The organism is Sulfitobacter sp. M13 (assembly GCF_053474885.1).
This window is the reverse complement of record NZ_CM130281.1, coordinates 920,533-942,258: the sequence shown is the minus strand read 5'-3', so window position 1 is coordinate 942,258 and position 21,726 is coordinate 920,533. Positions and strand designations below refer to the sequence as shown.

Below are 21,726 nucleotides of genomic sequence, written 5' to 3'. Positions count from 1 at the left end.
CGCCTCTTGCCCCATGTTTTCAATCCCACAGGCGCAAATGTCCAGACCGCAGGCCGGCCCTTGGCCCCGCCGCGGCTTTCGCCCATAACCACGGATATGGCTTTTACCCTTCCCATAGACCACGTCATGCCACAGGTGATCGACGCGCTGCGCAGCAGTGGCCGCGTTGTGTTGCAAGCGCCCCCCGGTGCGGGCAAGACCACCCGCGTCCCACTGGCAATGCTGGACGCAGGGCTGACCGCTGGCCGCATCCTGATGCTGGAACCGCGCCGCCTTGCCGCGCGTGCCGCCGCCGAACGCATGGCAGCGACACTGGGCGAAGAACCGGGGCAAACCGTGGGCTTTCGCGTGCGCGGTGCCAGCGCCATCAGCAAGGCCACGCGGATCGAGGTCGTGACCGAGGGCATCCTGACCCGCATGTTGCAAGACGACCCCGACCTGCCCGGTGTCGGTGCGGTTATCTTTGACGAATTCCACGAAAGGTCCCTCAATGCTGATCTGGGCCTCGCCCTGTGTCTGGAGGTCGCCGAGGCGCTGCGCGATGACCTGTTGATCGTCGCCATGTCCGCCACATTGGATGCTGGCCCCGTCGCCGCGCTGATGGCCGCCCCTGTTGTAACGTCCCAAGGGCGCAGTTTTCCGGTCACATCCAATTGGCTGGACCGCCCCATCGGCAAGCAACGGTTTGAACAGGCCGTTGCCGACTTGGTCGTGCATGCTCTCTCCACCGCCTCCGGCTCGGCGCTGGTCTTTTTGCCGGGCGAAGGCGAGATACGGCGGGTTGAGAGCGCGCTGACCGGACGGCTGCCCGCGGATTGCACGCTTGCTCCGCTCTTCGGCGCGATGGATTTCAAAGCGCAGCGCGCTGCGATTGCCCCCGCCAAAACGGGACGCAAAATTGTGCTGGCGACCTCTATCGCGGAAACCTCGCTGACCATCGAAGGGGTGCAAATCGTGGTGGACGGGGGTCGCGCACGGCGGGCGCAGTTCGATCCGTCTTCGGGCATGTCGCGGCTGGTCACCGACCGCGTGACCCGCGCCGAGGCGACGCAGCGCGCGGGCCGTGCGGGGCGTGTATCCGAAGGGACCGCGTTCAAGCTTTGGACACGCGGCGAGGAAGGTGCGCTTGCCGCCTACCCCCCCGCCGAGATCGAGGCGGGCGATCTATGTGCCTTTGCGTTGGAACTGGCGGTCTGGGGCGCACAGGCCAGCGATCTGAAATTTGTGACCCCGCCCCACGAAGGCCGTCTGGCCGAGGCGCAAAGTGTGCTGCATATGCTCGGGGCGCTGGATGCGACGGGCCGCATCACCGGCCATGGCCGCGTTTTGGCCAAGATGCCGTTGCACCCGCGACTGGCCCATATGGTTGCCAAGGGCGGACGCAGCGCCCCGACCCTTGCTGCGATCCTGTCGGAACGTGACCCTTTGCGCGGCGGTTCTGTCGATTTGGGGCTGCGTCTGGATGCGGTCGCGGGCAAACGTGTTCCCGCCGAGGTCAACCACGCCGCCCTTGCCCGCATCAAACAAGACGCCAAACGGCTGGCACGCGGCCAGACCGGCATCGGCCCCGACACGCTTGGGGTGCTCGCAGCGCTCGCCTATCCCGACAGAATCGCGCTGCGGCGCAAAGGGGACGCGCCGCGGTTTGTGATGTCCGGCGGCAAAGGCGCGATATTGCGCGATGGTGATCCCCTTGCGGGGGAACGTTTGCTGGTGGCGACCGACCTTGATGGCGACCCGCGCGAGGCGCGCATCCGTCAGGCCGCGCGCCTGTCCGACAGCGATCTGCGCGATACGTTCCCCGACCAGATTGCATGGCATCAGGTCTGCGTTTGGTCCCGACGCGAGGGCCGCGTGTTGGCGCGGCAGCACGAACGCTTTGGTGCGCTGGTGCTGGACGACAGGGCTTGGTCCGACGCGCCCGCCGAAGACATCGCAGACGCCATGCTGGACGGGGTGCGCCAGCTGGGGCTGATGCCGGGCAAGGCTGCGGCGCTGTTTTTGGCGCGGGCGCGGCTGATGGGCGACGGTTTTCCCGATTTCAGCGAGGATCATCTGCTCGAGACATTGGAGGATTGGCTGCCGGGGCATCTGACAGGCGTGCGCAGCACCGCCGACTGGAAGGCGTTCGACCTGCTGCCCGCCCTGACGGCACGGCTAAGCTGGGACGACCAGCAGGCGCTCGACCGGGCCGCCCCTGCGCATTTCACCACCCCGTTGGGCCGCAAGATCGCGATTGATTACAGTGCCGCGCACCCCCAGATCGCCCTGCGCCTGCAAGAGGTCTTTGGCACGACGCGCCACCCGATGATCGCAGGCCAGCCCTTACAGGTCACGCTTTTGTCGCCCGCGCAGCGTCCGGTGCAGGTCACGACCGATTTGCCGGGGTTCTGGGCGGGGTCCTATGCCGATGTGCGCAAGGATATGCGCGCCCGCTATCCGCGTCACCCCTGGCCCGAAGACCCGACGCAGGCCGACCCGACGCTGCGGGTCAAGCCACGCGGCACCTAAGCTGCAGGTTTTGTCGCGGCGTGGCCAGCAAGGACCAGCAGCCCGCCCGCAATCGCCCAGTTCTTGACAAAGATCGACATCTGCCACGGATCATCAGGGATAAAGTGAAACACGCTCGTCCCCATAGAATACAGTGCCAGGGCAAAGCTCATCGGGGCAAGCCATAGTCCGAACACGAGGCTAAGTGCGGCCACCCCGTTAAACACCATCGCTGGCCAAACCAGCAATACGGGCAAACCGCGCTCTGCCAACAAGGCTTGCGCTGCAGCGGGATCAACGAGCTTTTGCACACACCCCGCAACAAAAAGGGCCGCCAAAAGCAGGCGGCCCACGTAAATCACAATCGACGACACCTTCGACATCAGGCGGCAGCGGGCGCAAAGGTCATGGCCAGACCGTTGATGCAGTGACGTTTGCCAGTGGGTGCGGGACCGTCGTCAAACACATGCCCCAGATGCCCGCCACAACGATCGCAGTGGACCTCGGTACGCGTTGTAAAGAACCCCTTGTCGGGCATCGTTTCGACGGCATCGTTCAGCGGCGCAAAGAAGCTGGGCCAGCCGGTGCCACTTTTGAACTTGGTCTTCGAGCTATAAAGCGCCTGATCACACCCCTTGCAGTGGAAAACACCTGCGCGGACCTCGTCGTTCAGCGGGCTGGTAAACGCGCGTTCGGTATCACCCTCACGCAGGACCGCATAAGCATCGTCGCCCAGCTGTGCGCGCCATTGATCGGGCGTTCGGCTGACGTCGAACCTTCCCTCTGCCACCGTGCCCGCCTGCGCCGCGGCCCCTACGCCAAACGGAGAAAGCGCTACGGTCAGTGTTGTGCATTTCAAAAAATTCCGGCGTTTCATAGTGCCCCCTTAAGGTTGCGTCTGTGCGATTAAAACTGTGTGTCCGTTGAAAGGGCCGCCGGATGTTGCGCAGGGCGCAGTCATCCGGCGGTACTCGTTACCTGACACAAAGGTGCCGTTACTGGATAAACCCGTTGGCGGAACACAAGGTTCCGCGACAACAAACTTGTTACCAAACCACGCCAAACAAAAACGGCGCGGACCCTCAGCGACATGGGCGCGTTGCCTGTGTCGACCTGAGTTGATGAGATACACGGAAGACGGAAATAAGAAGTTTCGCTGCGAACGAAAAAAATCGCAGCTTTTAGTAAACTTTCTTGAAAACCGTTTATAAACAGAAGTTTCGCCCGCCCTGAAGCGCGCGAAACCCGAGTACATACAGTGGTTAGCCCGTTAAATGCGGGTCATAGTTCAGACATGGCACCTGCGGCCAGCACAGCGCCGGTAGGTGCACCCGTGGGCGAGCCGCCGATCGGTTCGTCCGAAATAGCAAGCGTGATTTGTGCGGCGCGACTGCGTAGTTCTGCCGGTACAAGAATCCGTGTCGTTTCACTGTCTGGCAAGACACCCAGCGATACAGGGGCCTGATCCGGCAAAATCGCCCAAACTTCAAACTCGCGGCCCGGAATGGGCTCGCCCGCGACGCGGCGCAGCGCGATCTCGTGCTTGACGGGTTCGATGACGGCCAACATTTCAAGCGGGCTGCTCTCACTGACCAGCTGCGCCGCCAGAACGATCGGCTGACCATCAGGTCGCGTGTTGGCCTCAAGCAGTTGCACCCCAAGGTAGCCCGCGAAAAGCAGCGATGCCATCGCCACACCTTGCCATAGCCACAGGCGCTGCAGGATCGTCACCCGCTGTTTCGGGAAGACCTGTGCCATCAGCTTTTTCTTAATCCGCGCAGGCGGTGCGACAGGGTCAATCCCGTCCGTCATCGCGGTCATGCGTTCCTGCCAGAACACAACGCGGTCAGCGAAATCACGCTCGGTTCCAATGCGGCGGCGGGCAGCGATCATATCATCGTCAGAGGACAGACCCAGCACCATTTCAGCGGCGAGCAGATCGTCATCGGGTATTTCAGGCGTTTGGGTCATTGGCTCATACACTCCCGCAGGGCGATCAGGCCACGGCGCAGCCATGTGCGCATCGTGTTCAGCGGGACACCAAAGCGTTCGGCCAGATCCGAATAGGTATCGCCGTCCAGATAGGCCCCGCGAATGGCGCTGCCGCGGTCTTCTTCCAGCGTATCAAGACACCCCGAAAGGCGCGACGCCTCGGACGAGGCCACGGCATATTGTTCCGGCGTGGGACCGGGCGACACAAGTTCAAAGCCGGGCGTGTTCACATCCTGATGGCCTTTTTTACGCGCGCGCAGCCGGTCAATCGACGTATTCCGCGCAATCGTAATCAACCACGTCATCGGGCTAAGACCATTGGCGTTGTACTTGTCGGCATTGTTCCAGATTTTGACAAAACTGTCTTGCATGGCGTCCTCTGCTGCGGCGCGTTTGTTCAACACACGCAGACAAACCCCAAAAAGTTTCGCAGAAACGCGATCATACAGTTGGTCAAAAGCCGCGCGGTCGTTCAATGCGACACGGGCAATCAAGTTTTCGATCTCTTGTCGGTCCATTTGCACGGGCCATCTCTCCACCAGAACGTGTTTTCAGCGTTACGCCGAAACCTACGGCACTCACTACATTTGTCCAGCACAGCATTAACATCGGACAGCTTTGTGTACCCCAGCTTCAGCAGTTTGGCCAATGCGTAATCGGTTCGCCGGCCCGAGGCCTCAGAAATGGATGCCCATGTTCACAAGCTATGGACGCAGCGCAATCTTGCGCGTTTAGTCGGGCCATGGCTGGCCAGCGGCGCATCGCGCCAAGGCTGCTTGCAAGTCACGAAAGGAGCATCGCAATGCCGCACCCGACACACCACACCTACGACGTTGTCATCATTGGCGGCGCGATCTTTGGATCGTCGGTCGCATGGTGGCTGACGCAGATGGCCGGTTTTGATGGTAAGGTTCTGGTGGTCGAGCGCGACCCGACCTATGAATTTGCGGCCACCAGCCATACCAACAGCTGCATCCGGCAGCAGTTCAGTTCAGCAATTAACGTGCGAGTGTCGCAGTTCGGGGCCGAATTCATCAAGAACTTCCGCCGGTTTATGGGCGATGATCCAGAGGTGCCGCATCTGGCGCTGCAAAGCTTTGGCTATCTTTACCTCGCTGACACGCCCGAGTTCGCAAAGACGCTGCAGCAGAACCAGAAAATCCAAATGGCATTGGGGGCGGGCACGCAACACATGACCCCCGCCGAGGTCGCCGCCGCTTATCCTTTCTACCAGCTTGATGACATTCTAGCCGCCAATCACAACCGTGTGGACGAAGGCTATTTTGACGGCGGCACCATGTTTGACTGGTTCAAACGCATGGCCCGCCGCAACGGGGTAGAATATCTGCACGACGAAGTGACTGCAATGACGAAAGCCGCCGATGGCAAATCCGTCACCCATGTGACGCTGAAATCCGGCGCGACCGTGGCCTGCGGGACCGTGGTCAATGCCTCTGGTCCGCGGGCGGCTGCGACGGCGGGCATGGCCGGGATCACCCTGCCGGTCGAGCCGCGCAAACGCTATACCTTTGTGTTCGATGCCGCCAAGCCGCTGGACCGCGACCTGCCGCTGACGATCGACCCCTCGGGCGTGCATTTCAGAACCGAAGGGAAATACTATATGGCCGGTTGCCCCCCGCACGAAGACCCTGCCGTGGCCTATGACGACTTCGCCTTTGACCACAGCCTGTGGGAAGACAAGGTCTGGCCCGCCATCGCGACCCGTATCCCACAGTTCGATCAGGTCAAAGTCATCAATGAATGGGTCGGGCACTATGATTATAATACACTGGACCAGAACGCGATTGTCGGCCCCCACAGCGTGGTCGAGAATTTCCTGTGTCTGAACGGCTTCTCGGGTCACGGGCTACAGCAGGCCCCTGCGTTGGGGCGCGGGATCGCTGAATGGATCGCCTATGGCGCATACCGCACGCTGGACCTGAATCCCTATGCCTACCGCCGGATCGAGCAAAACCAGTCACTGATCGAAAAAGCGGTGATTTGATCCGCCTGCCTCAATGACTTACCCATGCCGAGCAACACCCCTTTGCGTCGGCCCATACCATCGCACAGCCGCGCAAAATGACAGTGGAAGGAAGACAACATGATGAAGAAACTGGTTCTGACAGGGGCCGCAGGGCGGCTTGGGTCCTATCTGCGCGAACCCCTGTCCAAGATGTGCCAAGAACTGGTGAGCACCGACATCGTCGATGATATCGGCACACTCTATGAAGGCGAGAGCTATGCCAAGGCTGATGTCGCCGTCTATGACCAGATCGCGCCGCTGCTGGAAGGCGCTGATATGGTTGTCCACTTTGGCGCAATCGTTGACGAAAAACCGTTCGAGGAACTGCTGGGGCCGAACTTTGTCGGGTCTTACAACGTCTGGGAAGCGGCCTATCAGCACGGGTTGCAACGGGTCGTCTATGCCTCGTCCATCCACGCCGTGGGCATGCACAAGAAATCCGATTTCATCGGCATCGACGCGCCCCACAAACCCGATACGTTTTACGGCCTTGCCAAATGCTTTAGCGAAAACCTTGCGTCGATGTATTGGGACAAACGCGGGCTAGAGGCCGTGTGCCTGCGTATCCTCAGCTGCGCACAGGTCAACAACACCCGCGCCCTTGGGTCTTGGCTGTCCTATGACGATCTGATCCAGCTGGTCACCCGTGCCGTTGATACGCCGTCGGTCGGCTTTAGCGTTGTCTACGGCGTGTCCAACAACGACCGCGCCCCAGTGGACAATGCCAAAGCGTCTTTCCTCGGTTACCGCCCGAAAGACAACGCGGAACAGTTCGCTGCAGAAATCCTTGCCCAAGCACCACCGGTCGATCTGAAAGACCCCGGCCAGATGCACCACGGCGGCCCCTTTGCCGCCGTTGATCTGGGCGAAAGCGGCGTGGCGTCGATGAACATCGTCAACGACAAGAAAACCACCTGAGGCCTTAAAAACGGGGCGGCTGATTGCCTGCTGCCCCGTGCTCCACGCGTCCAGCGACCGCTGAGCGATCAACGCATGACAAAACGCCAGCCCCTGTTTCACGTGGCACGAGCGGCACGGCAAGCTACGGCCTGAAGTGCGCCGCGCGAAAACTATGTACCGCGTCGGGGAACGGATCGAGGTCCCTTTCGCTAACGTAAGGGCAAGTGGCATACCACTTGACGGCACGCACCACCGCACCTACCTACCGACCGTCGGTTTGTAAGGTTGATCATGAACACCACAGAGCAAAAGCAGAAACCCAGCGTGCCCAAGCGGCAGCGTATGGCACCGAACGAGCGTCGCGCGCATATTCTGGACGCGGCGCAATCGCTGTTTTTTGCCCATGGCTGGGACAACGTGACCATCGCAGATGTGCTAAAACAGGCGGGCATTTCCAAGGGCGGATTTTACCACCACTTCACCGCCAAGGAAGATTTGCTTGACGGTATCGTGCAGCATTTCACCGGCGAGGCTTTGAAAACCGCGCAGGCCGTGCGGGCCGCAGCAAAAGGGGGCGCGCTGGACAGGTTCAACGCGTTTCTAGCCGAGACGAACCGCTGGAAAGTTCAGCAAGGCGCGCAGCTCAAGTTCTTTATTGATATGATGCTACGTCCCGGAAACGAGATGCTGTCGCACCGGATCACCGCATCGGTCGATGCAATTGCCCTGCCCGTATTGCACGACATTATTTCTCATGGGGTCGATGAAGGTGCCTTTGACGTGCCTGACATAAACCTCGTCGCGGGAACGATCATCGCCATGTCGCACGACCGGCGCAAGGCGCTTCAAAGCGCGGTGCAGACGGCTCAGGCGGGCGACATTGCAGAGGCCACGACCCGTCTGAATGATCGCATGACCGCCGAAGCTGCGCTTATGGATAGGATGCTCGGCCTGCCGCAGGGCAGTATCATGCTGTCTAAACCCTCTGATTACCGGCTGATGCTGGAGGCGATCGTGCACGCATAGCACGCCCTTGCGCCCCCATCGCCGCATGACCCCATCGCCGAATGTGACACCCGCCGCGATCACATCAGTCGGCACTGCATAGGAACGACATAGATGAACGAGACACTTAAAACCGACCGCCAGACGCTTCGCTTTGAAAGCGATGCGGGCTCTAGCCGCTCCCGCTGGGTTGCAGGCGGGCTTGCGGTCGCCATCATCGGGTGGATGGGCAGCGGGTATATCCTGCCGTCCGAAAGTGCAGAGCCCGTCGCCAAGTCCGCGACACCGGTCAAGGCCGTCTCGGTTGCGGTGCGCCAGTCTCAGGCACAGCAAATCGAACAGGTGTTCGTGGCCGAAGGTCAGGCCCTGCCCGACCGCGACACCGCGATCCGCGCCGAGATTTCCGGCCAGATCAAAGAGGTATTGGTCGCCAAAGGGGCCGATCTTGAGGCCGGACAGGTCATCGCGCGCTTTGATACGACCACGCGCCAATCCGACCTCACCCGTGCCGAAGAAGAGCTGAACCGCGCGCAACGTGAATTCGACAATGCCCAAGCGCTGCTGAACCGTGGCGTGTCCACCGTGGATCGGGTCGCACAGGCCCAAGCCACGCTAGCCGCCGCCCAAGCAGGTGTTGCCTCTGCGCAGGACGCCATTGAAAATACCGAAATCCGCGCCCCCTTTGCCGGACGCCTAGAGGCGTTGGACATCAACGAGGGCGAGATTGTGCAAAACGCCAGTGACATTGGCCGCATCGTGGACAACACGCCCCTGTCGATCCGCATCCAGATCCCGCAGCAATCGCTACAAGATATCAAGGTCGGTCAAACGGCCGAAGTGTCCTTTATCACCGGCATAACCAGCACCGGCACCGTGTCGTTTGTCGGCACCAGTGCCAATGCCGAAACCCGCACCTTCACCGCCGATATCGACGTGCCCAACGCCGACGGCACGATCCCCGCCGGCATCAGCGCGCAGCTGCGCATTCCCACGGGCACGTTGACCGCGCATTTCGTGTCGCCTGCGATCCTGTCGCTGGATACCGACGGGACGCTTGGGATCAAGACGGTGGAGGGGGCCAATAAGGTCACCTTCCACGAGGTCGACATCGTGCGCGCGCAAACCGATGGCATCTGGATTTCGGGCCTGCCGGAAACCGCCCAGATCATCACCATCTGTCAGGGGTTTGTGAATGACGGCGAAACCGTTGATCCCACAATCCAGAACGACGACGCGAAGAATGACGATACCCCTGCGCAGCCCCCCGTTACCGCCGCGTCGAAGGCAAAGACCCCCGCCAAGGGCAACGGCCAGATCATCGGCGGCGACGTCGGCGCAGCGCCAGCCGGTAGCACACAGGAAGCCAAACAATGAACGCTCTGATCCAGGCGGCCTTCAGCCGCTCGCGGGTGGTGGTCATGGCCCTGCTTATGATCCTCACCGTCGGGGCCTATGCCTATGTGTCGATCCCCAAGGAAAGTTCTCCGGAGATTCCGATCCCGATTTTCTATGTGTCCACCGTGCTTGATGGTATCTCTCCCCAGGATGCCGAACGGCTGCTGGTCGAACCGCTAGAGACAGAGCTCAGCGCGATCACGGGGCTCAAGCAGATGACCAGCAACGCGGGCGAAGGTTATGCCAGCGTACAGCTTGAATTCGAACCGGGCTTCGATTCCGAAGCGGCGCTGGACAAGGTCAAGGAAGGCGTGGACCGCGCCCAACCGGACCTGCCCGAAGACGCCACCGACCCCACTGTGACCGAAATCAACACGGCGCTTTTCCCGATCCTGACGGTGATACTGTCCGGCCCTGTGCCCGAACGCACGCTCAACACGCTGTCCGAAGACCTTTCGGACCGTATCGAAGGGCTGCAAGGCGTGCTTGAAGTCGATGTTGGCGGGGCCCGTACCGAGCTGCTGGAAGTCCTGATCGACCCCACCGTGTTCGAGACCTATAACATCAGCTTCGAAGAGCTGATCGGTCAGATCAACCGCAACAACCGCCTGATTGCCGCTGGTGCCATCGAAAACGGCGCGGGCCGTATCGTGCTGAAAGTCCCGGGTCTGATCGAGGATGTCAAAGATGTTATGGCCCTGCCCGTCAAAGTGCGTGGCGATACGGTGGTGACCTTTGCCGATGTGGCCACGATCCGGCGCACCTTCGAAGACCCCACCGGCTTTGCCCGCATTGACGGCCAACCCGCGCTGGCGCTTGAAATCAAGAAACGGTCCGGTTCCAACATTATCGAAACGGTTGCAGCCGTGCGCGCGCTGATCGAAGAGGCCAGCGCCGACTGGCCCGAAAACGTGACAGTCGACTATATGCAGGACGAAAGCGAGCAGGTGGAAACAATGCTCAGCGATCTGGAGGCGAATGTGATCGCCGCCGTCATCCTCGTGATGATCGTAATCGTTTGGGCGCTTGGGATACGGTCTGCGCTGCTGGTGGGTCTTGCGATCCCCGGTGCGTTTCTGGCGGGTGTGACCGCGCTGCTGGTCATGGGCTACACAATGAACCTTGTGGTGCTGTTCTCGCTGATCCTCGTGGTGGGGATGCTGGTGGATGGTGCCATCGTGACGACTGAACTGGCCGACCGGCGGCTGCAAGAAGGGGATACACCCAAAGCAGCCTACCGCTTTGCCGCTGAACGCATGGCATGGCCGATCATCGCGTCCACCGCGACCACGCTATCGGTGTTCTTCCCGCTGCTGTTCTGGACCGGTACCGTTGGCGAATTCATGAAGTTCCTGCCGATCACCGTGATCCTGACCCTAACCGCGTCGCTGTTCATGGCGCTGGTTTTTATCCCCGTGGTTGGCGGATTGATCGGCAAGAAGCCCCCGCAATCGGCGGCAGCGAAACAGGCGCTATATGCGGCCGAAAACGGGGACCCCCGTACGCTTGGGGGGTTCACTGGCGGCTACGTCCGTGTGCTGCAATTCGCGATCCTGCGTCCCTGGGCAACGCTGATCATGGCGGTGACCTTTCTGCTAGCGAGTTTCGGTGCCTATGGCCAATTTGGCAACGGCATCAGCTTTTTCCCGTCGGTAGAGCCGGACTTTGCCCAAGTACAAGTCCGTGCGCGGGACAACTTTTCGATCTTTGAAAAAGACGCGCTGGTGCGGCAGGTCGAGGAACGGTTGTTCGACTATGATGAAATCGCATCGGTCTATGCGCGTTCGGGCGGGGGCAATCAGGATGCGGCTGACCTGATCGGCACCATCCAGATCGAGTTTACCGAGTGGGACACCCGACGCACTGCCGCCGAGATTGGCGAGGATATCCGTATCGATATGGCCACTATCCCCGGGATCAATGTGCAGGTTCAAACGGCCTCTAGCGGGCCGTCGGCGGGTAAGCCGATCAATCTGCGGGTCCGGTCAAGCAACCCGGACGCGCAGGCCGCTGCGGTCGAGAGCATTCGTTTGGCTATGGACAGGATTGGCGGGTTCACCGATGTCACCGACACACGCCCCCTGCCCGGCGTCGAATGGCGGCTGGCCGTCAACCGCTCAGAAGCTGCGCGTTTCGGGGCCGATATCTCTACCTTGGGGCAAGCGGTGCAACTGCTGACCCGTGGCATTACCGTGGCGGATTACCGCCCCGATGATGCAGACGGATCGGTCGATATCAACGTGCGCTTCCCGTCGCAGGAACGCACCCTGGAAGAGCTGCAATCCCTGCGCGTACCCACCTCTGCGGGACTGGTCCCGATCTCGAACTTCGTGACCTTCGAGCCAGCCCCGCGCAGTGGCACCATCACCCGTGTGGACCAGCGCCGCGTCATCACGATCGAGGCGAATGTGGCACCGAATGTGTTGGTTAACGATCAGGTGGTCGCGCTACAGGCCGCGATTGACGGAATGGACCTGCCGTCGGGCGTCGAAGCGTCTTTTGCGGGTGAAGCACAGGACCAGCAGGATTCGATGATCTTCCTCGTCGGGGCCTTTGCGACTGCGATATTCTTGATGTTCGTCATCCTCGTGGTCCAGTTCAACAGCTTCTACCAAGCCTTTGTGGTGATGAGCGCGATCGTCTTTTCGGTGACCGGTGTGCTGTTCGGACTGATCCTCACAGGCCGCCCGTTTGGCGTCGTGATGGGCGGTATCGGGGTGATTGCGCTGGCCGGTATCGTGGTGAACAATAACATCGTCCTGATCGACACCTATAACGACCTCAAGAAGACGGGCCTGTCCCCGCTTGAGGCAGCGCTGCGCACAGGCGCACAGCGTTTGCGGCCCGTGGTGCTGACATCTGTGACCACCGCGCTTGGGCTGTTACCTATGGTGATCGGCGTGAACCTGAACTTCTTCACCCGAGAGATCGTTTATGGCGCGCCCTCGACGCAGTGGTGGACCGAGCTGAGTTCGGCCATTGCCGGCGGGTTGGTGATTGCAACGGTGCTGACCTTGATCGTCACCCCTGCCATGTTGATGCTAGGCGAAAAGAAAGCGCAGCGTGCCCAGCCGGCGGGCAGCGCGGCCTAAGCCGCAGCCCCCGCCATCCGGTCGAACATGTCCTGCACCGCGACCTGTGCCAGCTCGGCGCAGTTCGGCAGGCCTTGGGAGAACGGATGCTGCGTCAGGATTTGCGGCATCGCGAGGCAATAGATTGCGCCGCGATCCTGCGCTGGCACATCCAGCCGGAACGGGATTTTCAGATTGTTCTTGGCCGACAGCCCCTTGGTCAACGTCGGGAAGGGCAGCTTGCCCAAAGGTGCTGCCGCCTGCCCGCGTGCGTCGATCATCGCGTCAAAGCGTAGATCGCCGTCCAGCGTTTGCGCGCAGACGCCGCCGTCTTGGGTGTTGCGGAACGAAGCTTCCTCGCCCGTTGGCACGATCCGCAGCACACCCGCATCATACAGCGCCAACACCCGCTTGACCGAAATATGCGGGATCGCGGCATAGCAATCACCAAAGACCGGCATCAGCTTGTCATAGAACCGTGCGCGGTCGTCCTGCGTCAGATGTTCAAGGATCAGGTCAAAGTTCTCGTGCCCGCGCAGCAAGACATATCGGTGCGGCTGGGTCTCCTTGTTGCGCATCGTAGCCACCGCGCTGTTCAACGTATCGCGCAACGCCCGAAGCCCCCCCATCGTCACACGGTGATCGAAATAGGCTTCGGCAAAGCCATCAATCGTCTGCCCCTGCGGGCCAAGTGTTTCGATATACTCGGGGGCATCGGCGTTCAGCTCTGCCATCAGCAGATCAAACACCCGTTGCAGCAGCCCGTCTGACCCTTTGGCAATCTCTGCCGCTACCGCCTCTGCATTGATATGGCGCAGCGGCGCGTAGGGATAGGGGTAGAAGAAGTCCGGCTCTGGCATGATGCCTTTATGCGATACCATCGTGATCAGCGGCACGTTGCTATCGGTTTTGGGGAACCAGCGCACATCGTCGCCTTTATGAATGAAGGTCCCGTGGGTTTGGCCCAGCGTCACAATCACATCAATCGCCGACAAGGACGACCCGAGGATGCCAATCTCTCCGGCGGGAAGTGCGGTGATGTTGGTATAGGGCCAAGGCGACACAAGATCAGCCTCGCCAATATGCGGAGACGCGGGCCAGTCATGGCCTGTCGCGATGACCACCTCGTCAAACTTTGCTGTCTGACTGTCGCCGGCGGCTGTGAAGTGCAGACGCGCGCCCGTTGCCAGCGGTTCGATATCTGTCACCTCGTGACGTGGATAAAGCCGTATGTCATGCCCCGCCGTGCGCCCCGCCTCGCACAGATCAAGAAACGCATCACTAAAGAACGCACCCAGCAACACCCGTGGGTAAAAGTCGCGCGCGTCAATCTCGTCCCGCGTCAGCCCCAAGCCGCGCAGGGCGTCGTCGTCCTGTTCATGCAACCATGTGACCAGACCGCGGGTGATCGGGGGGATCTCGCGGCTGAACGCGTTACAATACATGTAATCCGCGTTCATGCCCGACCGATACGGCATCCCGCAGCCCATCTCTTGCTCTTTGTCGTAGATCGACAGGCACAGCGGCGTTTCGCTCTTGATCAATTCCTTGACCGTATAGATCGCCATCGGCCCCGCGCCGATGATCGCAATGTTCTTGGCGCTTTTCATTGGTTTTCCATCTCTCAAAAGGCAGCCCTCGCGATATGTCGGGCTGACTGACTATTTAAACCGTCACGGCAGAAAGCAATGTGGTACAAGCACAAGACCTGCTGTCGCGGGGCTGGCCGTGCCCTCGTCCCAAGAAAATCTTGAGCATGGTGAGAATGCGGCCTAAGCAATTTGCAGTTCTCTCCAACCATTGGCCCCCCCATGAGCAACCTGTTCCACCGTGATCTTAACGCCGATCTGCCCCGTATCGTTTCCGCCCAAGGCAATTATCTGATCGATGACACCGGCAAGCGGTATCTGGACGCCTGTGGCGGGGCTGCGGTGTCCTGCCTTGGCCATGATCACCCCACCGTTCGGGCCGCCATCAAGGCGCAGGTCGACACGCTTGCCTTTGCCCATACAGGGGCCTTTACCAACCAACCTGCCGAAGACCTCGCCAAATTTCTGATCGACCGCGCCCCCGAGGGCACCGGTCAGGGCCGCGTGATGTTTCTGGGCAGCGGGTCCGAAGCGATGGAGGCCGCGCTTAAGCTTGCCCGCCAGTACCACGTGGAACGCGGCGACACCGCGCGCAGCAAGGTTATCGCGCGCAAGCCCAGCTATCACGGGAACACGCTGGCCGCGCTGGCCACAGGGGGGCACGCCGGACGCCGCGCCCCGTTCGCGCCCCTATTGATCGACGTCAGCCATATCGATGCGGCCTATGACTACCGCATGCGGAACGAGGGCGAATCCGAGGGCGATTTCGCCCTGCGCATGGCCAACCTGCTGGACGCCGAGATCCGCGCCCTAGGGCCTGAAACCGTGATGGCCTTTGTGGCAGAGCCTATCGTCGGGGCCTCGCTCGGTTCCCAGCCCGCCCCTTCCGGATATTTCAAACGCATCCGCGAGATATGCGACGCGCATGGTGTGCTTTACATCGCGGACGAAGTGATGTGCGGCATGGGGCGCACTGGCACGCTGTTTGCACTAGAGCAAGAAGGCATTGCCGCCGACATCACCACCACCGCCAAGGGATTGGGGGCAGGTTATCAGCCCATCGCCGCCGTCATGGCCGCGCAAAAGGTGACGTCGGTCATCGAACAGGGCAGCGGTAAGCTGTGGAACGGGCACACCTATATGTCCCATGCCATCGCCACCGCCGGCGCGTTGGCTGTGCAGAGGGTCATTGAAAATGATGATCTGCTCGCCCGTGTCCGCGAGCTGGGGGCGCAACTGCACGCCGCGCTCACCGCCCGTTTCAAAGATCACCCTCACGTGGGCGACATCCGAGGTCGCGGCCTGTTCTGGAGCATCGAACTCGTCGCCAACCGCGCCGACAAAGCCCCCTTCCGCGCCGCTGACGCCATCGCCCCCCGCATTGGTGCCGCCGCACAGGCACGTGGCATGATGGTCTACCCCTCGCAAGGCTGCGCCGATGGCACAAACGGGGACCACGTGCTCCTCGCGCCCGCCTATACCTCATCCCCGCAAGAGATAGATATCATCGTCCAAACCCTCGCAGACGCTGTCGCAGACGTTATTACGCCGTAGCCCCCGAGCCGTGGCGGCACCCGCATTACTCCAACGGTCGAGCCCGCCTTACCGGTCAAAGCGAAAGGGCGGTATCGATGGCTAACGTCTATTGAAACGCGTCCTCACTGAACCAGCGCACAAAGGCGTCCACAGAAACAGAGGGTCGGCCCCGTTCAGGCACGAGAGCATAGTGGCGTTCTTCCGGTCTAAGGCGGGGCAGCTCCAGTTCAACCAGACGGCCATCCGCAAGGGGGCGGTCCAGAAGGCCGGTCCAGCCAAGAAGAACGCCCTGTCCTGCCATGGCCGCATAGGCCGCGTCCGAATAGCTGGTAAAGTTCAACCCTGCTTTGACAGAGGGCTTGGTCACTCCGATCCGCGACAACCATTGCGACCAGTTGAGCCAGCTTGGCTCCGGCGCGTCGCTTTCGATCAGCGCCACATCCCTCTGGTGCATCAGCTCGTCAATCGAGACCCCCGCAAGCCGTGCCGCGATCTCGGGGGCGCACACCGGCACGACCGTTTCTCGCAGCGATCCGACGATCGACATGCCGTCAAACGGGGGCCTACCATACCGGATGGCCATGTCGATCGTCCGATCAAGCGGGGCGCGCCAATCATCCTCTGAAATGACCCGTACACCGATCTGCGGCGCGGTTGCACGGAAGGAGGACAAGATCGGTAAAAGGCGGAAATGCGCAAACGCGACGGACACGCTGACGGTCAAATCGATGTGGGTCGTGCGCAGTTCGGTAATGGCATCGGCGATCCCGTCGAACCCGCCTTTCACCGCATCATGAAGCGATTTGCCACCGACGGTCAGGCGGACGCGACGGTTCGCGCGCTCGAACAGCGCGAGGCCAAGATCCGTCTCGAGCGCTGCGATCTGGCGGCTGACGGCGGCCTGGCTCACGCCAAGCTCTGCCGCCGCCTGCGTAAAGCTTTCGCGTCGACCTGCCGCTTCGAATGCCACAAGCGCGGTTAGGGAAGGCACACTGCGTCGGATGGGATGGGGCATTGCACTCTCCGGAAAACGACATGCGATTCATAACTTGACCGTATGGATTGACGTTCATTTGTGCGGTTGTCGGTTTCCCCTGTCAAGCGCAGCATAGCATACACGACACCCCGCAACGCGGCGCGCCTGACGCCGAGGAGGCATAATGCTGGATCATGGTTCCCCCCGCACGCAAGACATCGCTGCCCTGCTCGCTTCACGCCGTGCGGGCCATAGCCTTCCCGCGGCTCTTTATACGTCGGCAGCGGCTTGGCAGGCGGATTGCGACGCGATATTCGGGCGGCACTGGATTGCCGTGGGCGTGACCTGCGATGTGCCCGAAGCGGGCGATGTCATGGCCGTCGATATCGGGCCTGTATCGATCGTGCTCCTGCGCGATGACGACGACATGCTGCGCGCCTTTCACAACGTGTGCGCGCATCGCGGTGCGCGTCTGGTGCCACCGGGCCGGTCGGTGGTTGGCAAGCTCGTCTGCCCTTATCACCAATGGACCTACGATCTTGACGGGGCGCTGGCGCGGGCACCGCATATGGGCATCGATTTCGACCGGTCCCTCCATCACCTCAAGCCCGTCGCTCTGCGCGATATAGGGGGGCTTTTATATGCCTGTCTTTCGGATGATCCCCCCGAAGATATCGCGCAGTTGGCGGCGGTGGTTGAACCGCGTCTGGCAGCCTATGATCTTCGCAACGCCAAGGTCGCCTTTGAACAGGACCTCATCGAGGAAGGGAACTGGAAGCTGACGATGGAGAACAACCGCGAGTGCTACCATTGCGCGTCGAACCATCCCCAGCTCAGCCTGTCCTTCCACGCCGCGGATTTCGGCTATGACCCGGAGGGGCTGACCGATACCGAAAAGGCCGAGGCGAATGCGCTTCTGGACGCCTATGCCAGCTATGAAAAATACTGGCGCGACGAGGATATGCCCTTCGAGGCGGTAGAGCATACCGTCGGCTGGCCCACCAACTTCCGCACGCAGCGCTTGATTATCGCAGGGCTTGGCGAAAGCCAGACACCGGACACCCGCGCCGCCGTGCAGATACCTTTGGGCCAGGCGCACAGGCCGTGGATGGGCGATGTACATCTGTGGGGGATCAACTCCTGGAACCACGTGATGTCTGATCATGCCGTAATCTTCACCGCCTTCCCGCTCGGGCCAGACAGGACATTGGTGCGCACAAAGTGGCTGGTCCATGCAGACGCAGTCGAGGGCGAGGACTACGACCTTGAAACGCTTACCGCGGTCTGGAAAACAACGAATGCCGAAGACGCGCATCTGGTCGGGCTGGCCCATCGGGGTGCATGCTCGCCCGGGTATCGGCCCGGGCCCTATTCGCCCTACACCGAGCGTGCGCTAGACGAATTCGCGGGCTGGTACGTCGCCCGTATGCGGGCAAGCGGGTACGAAACATGACCGAGGTAGATCTCGCAGATTGGGGTGCACGGCGGCGGCGGCGGTTCGCCCCTGACCGCTGGGGCACGCTGGTGTGCCGCGCGGTCTGGGACGAAACAGCGGACATGCGCAGTTTCTTTCTGACGCCGCAGGACGGCAGCCGGATCGAACACGCCTCCGGTCAGTTCATGACGTTTCGCATTGATACGCCAGAGGGTCGAATAGAGCGGTGCTATACCATCGCCTCGTCTGCCGCGCGCGACGGCGGGATAGAGATCACGATCAAGCGACAGGCAGGACCGGGTGCGCGCAGGCTTCACGAGATGCTGGTGCCGGGCGCAGAGATAGAAGCCCTCGGCCCGTCTGGCCGCTTTGGTCCGGCCACTTGGCACGGGTCGGCCTATGCGCTGATGGCGGCTGGCAGTGGTATCACACCGATGCTGTCCATCCTGCGCACCGCCGCTGACCGGGGGTTGGATCTGGATGTCGTGCTGTTGCAGGTCGTGTCGACGCCGCAGGACCTTGTGGCGCTGGCCGAGCTTGACGGTCTCGCGCGCCGGCTGCCCCGGTTGGTGCATCTCCCCACGATCACCCGCGGCCCCGGCGGCATGCGTCCTGATGCCGATTTTCTGACCCGTGTCATGCCGGACCTCGCAACGCGCACAGTGCTATGTTGCGGGCCCCAGCCTTTCATGGAGATGGTGCGCGCCGCCGCACAGGCCGCAGGCGTCCCCGATGACCGCTACGGCGAGGAAAGCTTTGATTTCTCCGCCCCCCCACCCGAGGCTCTTGGCGGGGGTGATACGCCGCGCCGGACCGTGACCTTTGCGCGGACGGGCCACGCGTTCGAATGTGCTGAAACCACCACGATCCTTGCTGCACTCAAGCAGGCAGGGCTGCCACTGCCGTCTTCTTGCGCACGCGGCATGTGCGGCACCTGCAAAACGTTCAAACACGCGGGCGAGGTCGTCATGGCCCACGAAGGCGGCATCCGCCAGCGCGAGATCGACCGCGGTTTCATCCTTCCCTGTGTCAGCCGCCCGCTGACCGACATCATCCTCGATTGCTAAAGAAAGTCCCCGCCATGAAAGACCACGTCACCACCGACCCGCTGCTTCAGCCTTATACGCTCAAGCATCTGACGCTGAAAAACCGGGTGATGACCACAAGCCACGAACCGGCCTACCCCGAGGACGGCATGCCAAAGGCCCGATATCGCCTCTATCACGAGGAACGGGCGAAGGGCGGGGTGGCGCTGGCAATGACCGCTGGCTCCGCTGCCGTCAGTCGCGACAGCCCGCCGGTTTTCAACAATATCCTCGCCTATCGCGACGAGGTCGTGCCTTGGATCCGCGAACTGACCGATGCCCTGCACGAACACGGCTGCGCGGCGATGATCCAGCTGACGCATCTGGGACGCCGCACCAACTGGAACAAAGGGGATTGGCTGCCCTCGATTTCGGCAGGCCCGGACCGTGAACCCGCACACCGCGCTTTTCCCAAGATGATGGAGGATTGGGATATCGAGCGCGTGATCGAAGACTATGCAACCGCCGCCGAACGGATGCAGGCCGGTGGCATGGACGGGATCGAAATTCAGGCCTACGGCCATCTGATGGACCAGTTCTGGTCTCCACTGTCGAACAAGCTTAGCGGTCCCTACGGCGCGGATACGCTGGAAAACCGGCTTCGCTTTACGACCGATGTGCTGGACGCCGTGCGCAAACGTGTCGGGCCGGAATTTATAGTTGGCATCCGCTATACTGCCGACGAAGTTCAGGCGGGCGGCATCACCGCCGAAGAAGGGATCGAAATTTCAAAACTGCTGCGTGATACAGGGCAGGTCGATTTTCTGAATGTCATTCGGGGCCGTATCCATACCGATCCGGCGATGACGGATGTCATCCCGATCCAGGGCATGCCCTCGGCGCCGCATCTGGATTTCGCCGGAGAGGTCCGGCGCGCGACGGGCATGCCGACCTTCCATGCCGCCAAGATCCAGGATGTCGCGACCGCGCGGCACGCCATCGCCTCGGGCTTGCTGGACATGGTGGGCATGACCCGCGCGCATATGGCCGACCCCCATATTGTGCGCAAGATCGAGGAGGGCCGTGAACATGATATCCGCCCTTGCGTCGGGGCGAATTACTGCCTTGACCGTATCTATCAGGGGGGCGAAGCCCTGTGCATCCACAACCCCGCGACAGGCCGGGAGCTTTCCCTGCCCCACATCATCAAACCCGCTGCCGACCGTCGCAAGATCGTTATCGTCGGTGCGGGCCCCGCGGGGTTGGAAGCCGCACGCGTCGCCAGCGCGCGCGGGCATGAGGTTGTTGTGCTCGAGGCCGCCAACCGCGCCGGCGGGCAGCTCCTTTTGACGGCGCGCACAAAGCGACGGGCCGAGATGATGCAGATCGTCGACTGGCGCGTTGCACAATGCGAAGCTGGCGGCGTTGACCTGCGCTATAATCTATATGCCGAGGCAGCGGACGTGCTGGCCGAAAGCCCTGACGTCGTGATCATTGCCACCGGCGGCATGGCCAACACCACCCTCTATGAAGGGGACACGCCAGATCACGTCGTATCAGCCTGGGATATATTATCGGGTGATGTAAAACCGGCTGGATCCCTGTTAATCTACGACGAAGCGGGCGACCACAGCGGGCTGCAAGCCGCCGAGATGGCCGTCGACGCGGGCTGCACCGTCGAAATCATGACCCCAGACCGCACCTTTGCACCCGAAGTCATGGCGATGAACCTTGTGCCCTACATGCGCAATCTGCAACGTGATGAGGTGACTTTCACCGTCACCAAACGGCTGCGCGGGGTTCTCAAAGACGGCAACCGGCTGCGCGCGATCATCGGGACCGATTATTCCGACAAGCTGGCGCAAGCAGACTACGACCAGATTGTCGTAAACTATGGCACAATGCCGCTTGATGCGCTTTACCACGACCTGCGGCCGTCCTCGTCGAACGGCGGTGCGATCGATCAAGCGGCCTTTTTGGCCATCCAACCGCAGACAACGGTCCGCAACACGCAAGGCACGTTCCAGCTTTTCCGTATCGGGGACGCCGTCTCTGCCCGCAACACCCACGCGGCGATCTACGACGCGCTACGTTTGATGACTGCCGTTTAACCGCTAGGGCCGCCGATTGGGGACATTCATTCAGAACGCGGCCTTGGCAAGGAAGGGTCTGGCCGGACATGCGCGATGTTTGCACAGCAGATCAATGCGACGTAGGACTGAGACAGGCGGCGCCCATAGACAGTTGCCTCAGAAATCACGCCCCGTGAAAGGCCCTGATGATGTT

General features: G+C 61.4%; 16 protein-coding genes. 10 read left to right on the top strand and 6 right to left on the bottom strand.

The genetic code is table 11. From position 1 onward, the window contains the following. Window positions 1-96: 96 nt before the first annotated feature. Window positions 97-2,511: an ATP-dependent helicase HrpB gene (hrpB, locus tag ACVBAU_RS04440; protein ID WP_448328111.1), complete on the top strand. Its 2,415-nt coding sequence runs from the start codon at window positions 97-99 to the stop codon at window positions 2,509-2,511. On the opposite strand, the gene ACVBAU_RS04435 is transcribed toward hrpB, so the two are convergent. From ACVBAU_RS04435 to ACVBAU_RS04420, 4 genes are all read right to left on the bottom strand, one after another. Then, window positions 2,508-2,873, bottom strand: a complete 366-nt coding sequence (locus ACVBAU_RS04435; protein WP_448328109.1) for a DoxX family protein — start codon at window positions 2,871-2,873, stop codon at window positions 2,508-2,510. The two genes, hrpB and ACVBAU_RS04435, sit on opposite strands and share 4 nt — an antisense overlap. After that, window positions 2,873-3,367 carry a peptide-methionine (R)-S-oxide reductase MsrB gene (gene msrB / locus ACVBAU_RS04430; RefSeq protein WP_448328107.1) on the bottom strand — a complete coding sequence of 165 codons (495 nt, stop codon included), beginning with the start codon at window positions 3,365-3,367 and terminating at the stop codon, window positions 2,873-2,875. Before msrB ends, ACVBAU_RS04435 begins: the two co-directional genes overlap by 1 nt. 404 nt (window positions 3,368-3,771) lie before the next feature. Then, window positions 3,772-4,461 carry an anti-sigma factor gene (locus tag ACVBAU_RS04425; RefSeq protein ID WP_335744960.1) on the bottom strand — a complete coding sequence of 230 codons (690 nt, stop codon included), beginning with the start codon at window positions 4,459-4,461 and terminating at the stop codon, window positions 3,772-3,774. Then, window positions 4,458-5,000, bottom strand: a complete 543-nt coding sequence (locus tag ACVBAU_RS04420; protein ID WP_335744959.1) for a sigma-70 family RNA polymerase sigma factor — start codon at window positions 4,998-5,000, stop codon at window positions 4,458-4,460. The genes ACVBAU_RS04425 and ACVBAU_RS04420 overlap by 4 nt, the downstream gene beginning before the upstream one ends. Window positions 5,001-5,284: 284 nt before the next feature. Between ACVBAU_RS04420 and ACVBAU_RS04415 the strand changes: the two genes are divergently transcribed. From ACVBAU_RS04415 to ACVBAU_RS04395, 5 genes are all read left to right on the top strand, one after another. Beyond that, window positions 5,285-6,487, top strand: coding sequence for an NAD(P)/FAD-dependent oxidoreductase (locus ACVBAU_RS04415; protein WP_448328104.1), 1,203 nt, complete (start codon window positions 5,285-5,287; stop codon window positions 6,485-6,487). Between the two features lie 102 nt (window positions 6,488-6,589). Next, window positions 6,590-7,426 (top strand): NAD-dependent epimerase/dehydratase family protein, encoded by an 837-nt coding sequence (locus tag ACVBAU_RS04410; RefSeq protein ID WP_171048979.1) that lies wholly within the window; start codon window positions 6,590-6,592, stop codon window positions 7,424-7,426. Between the two features lie 273 nt (window positions 7,427-7,699). Further along, window positions 7,700-8,434, top strand: coding sequence for a TetR/AcrR family transcriptional regulator (locus ACVBAU_RS04405; protein WP_448328102.1), 735 nt, complete (start codon window positions 7,700-7,702; stop codon window positions 8,432-8,434). Window positions 8,435-8,527: 93 nt separating this feature from the next. Next, window positions 8,528-9,787, top strand: a complete 1,260-nt coding sequence (locus ACVBAU_RS04400; protein WP_448328100.1) for an efflux RND transporter periplasmic adaptor subunit — start codon at window positions 8,528-8,530, stop codon at window positions 9,785-9,787. Further along, complete coding sequence (locus ACVBAU_RS04395; RefSeq protein ID WP_138924235.1) at window positions 9,784-12,900, top strand: efflux RND transporter permease subunit; 3,117 nt, start codon at window positions 9,784-9,786, stop codon at window positions 12,898-12,900. The genes ACVBAU_RS04400 and ACVBAU_RS04395 overlap by 4 nt, the downstream gene beginning before the upstream one ends. Here the strand turns inward: ACVBAU_RS04395 and ACVBAU_RS04390 are convergent. After that, a complete protein-coding gene (locus ACVBAU_RS04390; RefSeq protein ID WP_448328098.1) occupies window positions 12,897-14,489 on the bottom strand; it encodes an FAD/NAD(P)-binding protein in 1,593 nt (530 codons plus the stop codon). The genes ACVBAU_RS04395 and ACVBAU_RS04390 overlap by 4 nt on opposite strands. A 201-nt stretch (window positions 14,490-14,690) precedes the next feature. Here ACVBAU_RS04390 and ACVBAU_RS04385 point away from each other — a divergent pair, with 201 nt between their 5' ends. Next, window positions 14,691-16,022 carry an aspartate aminotransferase family protein gene (locus tag ACVBAU_RS04385; RefSeq protein WP_448328096.1) on the top strand — a complete coding sequence of 444 codons (1,332 nt, stop codon included), beginning with the start codon at window positions 14,691-14,693 and terminating at the stop codon, window positions 16,020-16,022. A gap of 88 nt (window positions 16,023-16,110) precedes the next feature. Here the strand turns inward: ACVBAU_RS04385 and ACVBAU_RS04380 are convergent, their stop codons facing one another. Beyond that, entirely contained in the window at window positions 16,111-17,019 is a 909-nt protein-coding gene (locus ACVBAU_RS04380) for a LysR substrate-binding domain-containing protein (protein ID WP_448328095.1), read from the bottom strand. A gap of 145 nt (window positions 17,020-17,164) precedes the next feature. Between ACVBAU_RS04380 and ACVBAU_RS04375 the strand changes: the two genes are divergently transcribed. The 3 genes from ACVBAU_RS04375 to ACVBAU_RS04365 are packed head-to-tail and all read left to right on the top strand — an operon-like array spanning window position 17,165 to window position 21,551. Beyond that, window positions 17,165-18,433, top strand: a complete 1,269-nt coding sequence (locus ACVBAU_RS04375; RefSeq protein ID WP_448328093.1) for an aromatic ring-hydroxylating oxygenase subunit alpha — start codon at window positions 17,165-17,167, stop codon at window positions 18,431-18,433. Then, window positions 18,430-19,482, top strand: a complete 1,053-nt coding sequence (locus ACVBAU_RS04370) for a flavin reductase family protein (RefSeq protein ID WP_448328092.1) — start codon at window positions 18,430-18,432, stop codon at window positions 19,480-19,482. Before ACVBAU_RS04375 ends, ACVBAU_RS04370 begins: the two co-directional genes overlap by 4 nt. Window positions 19,483-19,496: 14 nt before the next feature. After that, complete coding sequence (locus tag ACVBAU_RS04365) at window positions 19,497-21,551, top strand: oxidoreductase (protein WP_448328090.1); 2,055 nt, start codon at window positions 19,497-19,499, stop codon at window positions 21,549-21,551. Window positions 21,552-21,726 lie beyond the last annotated feature (175 nt).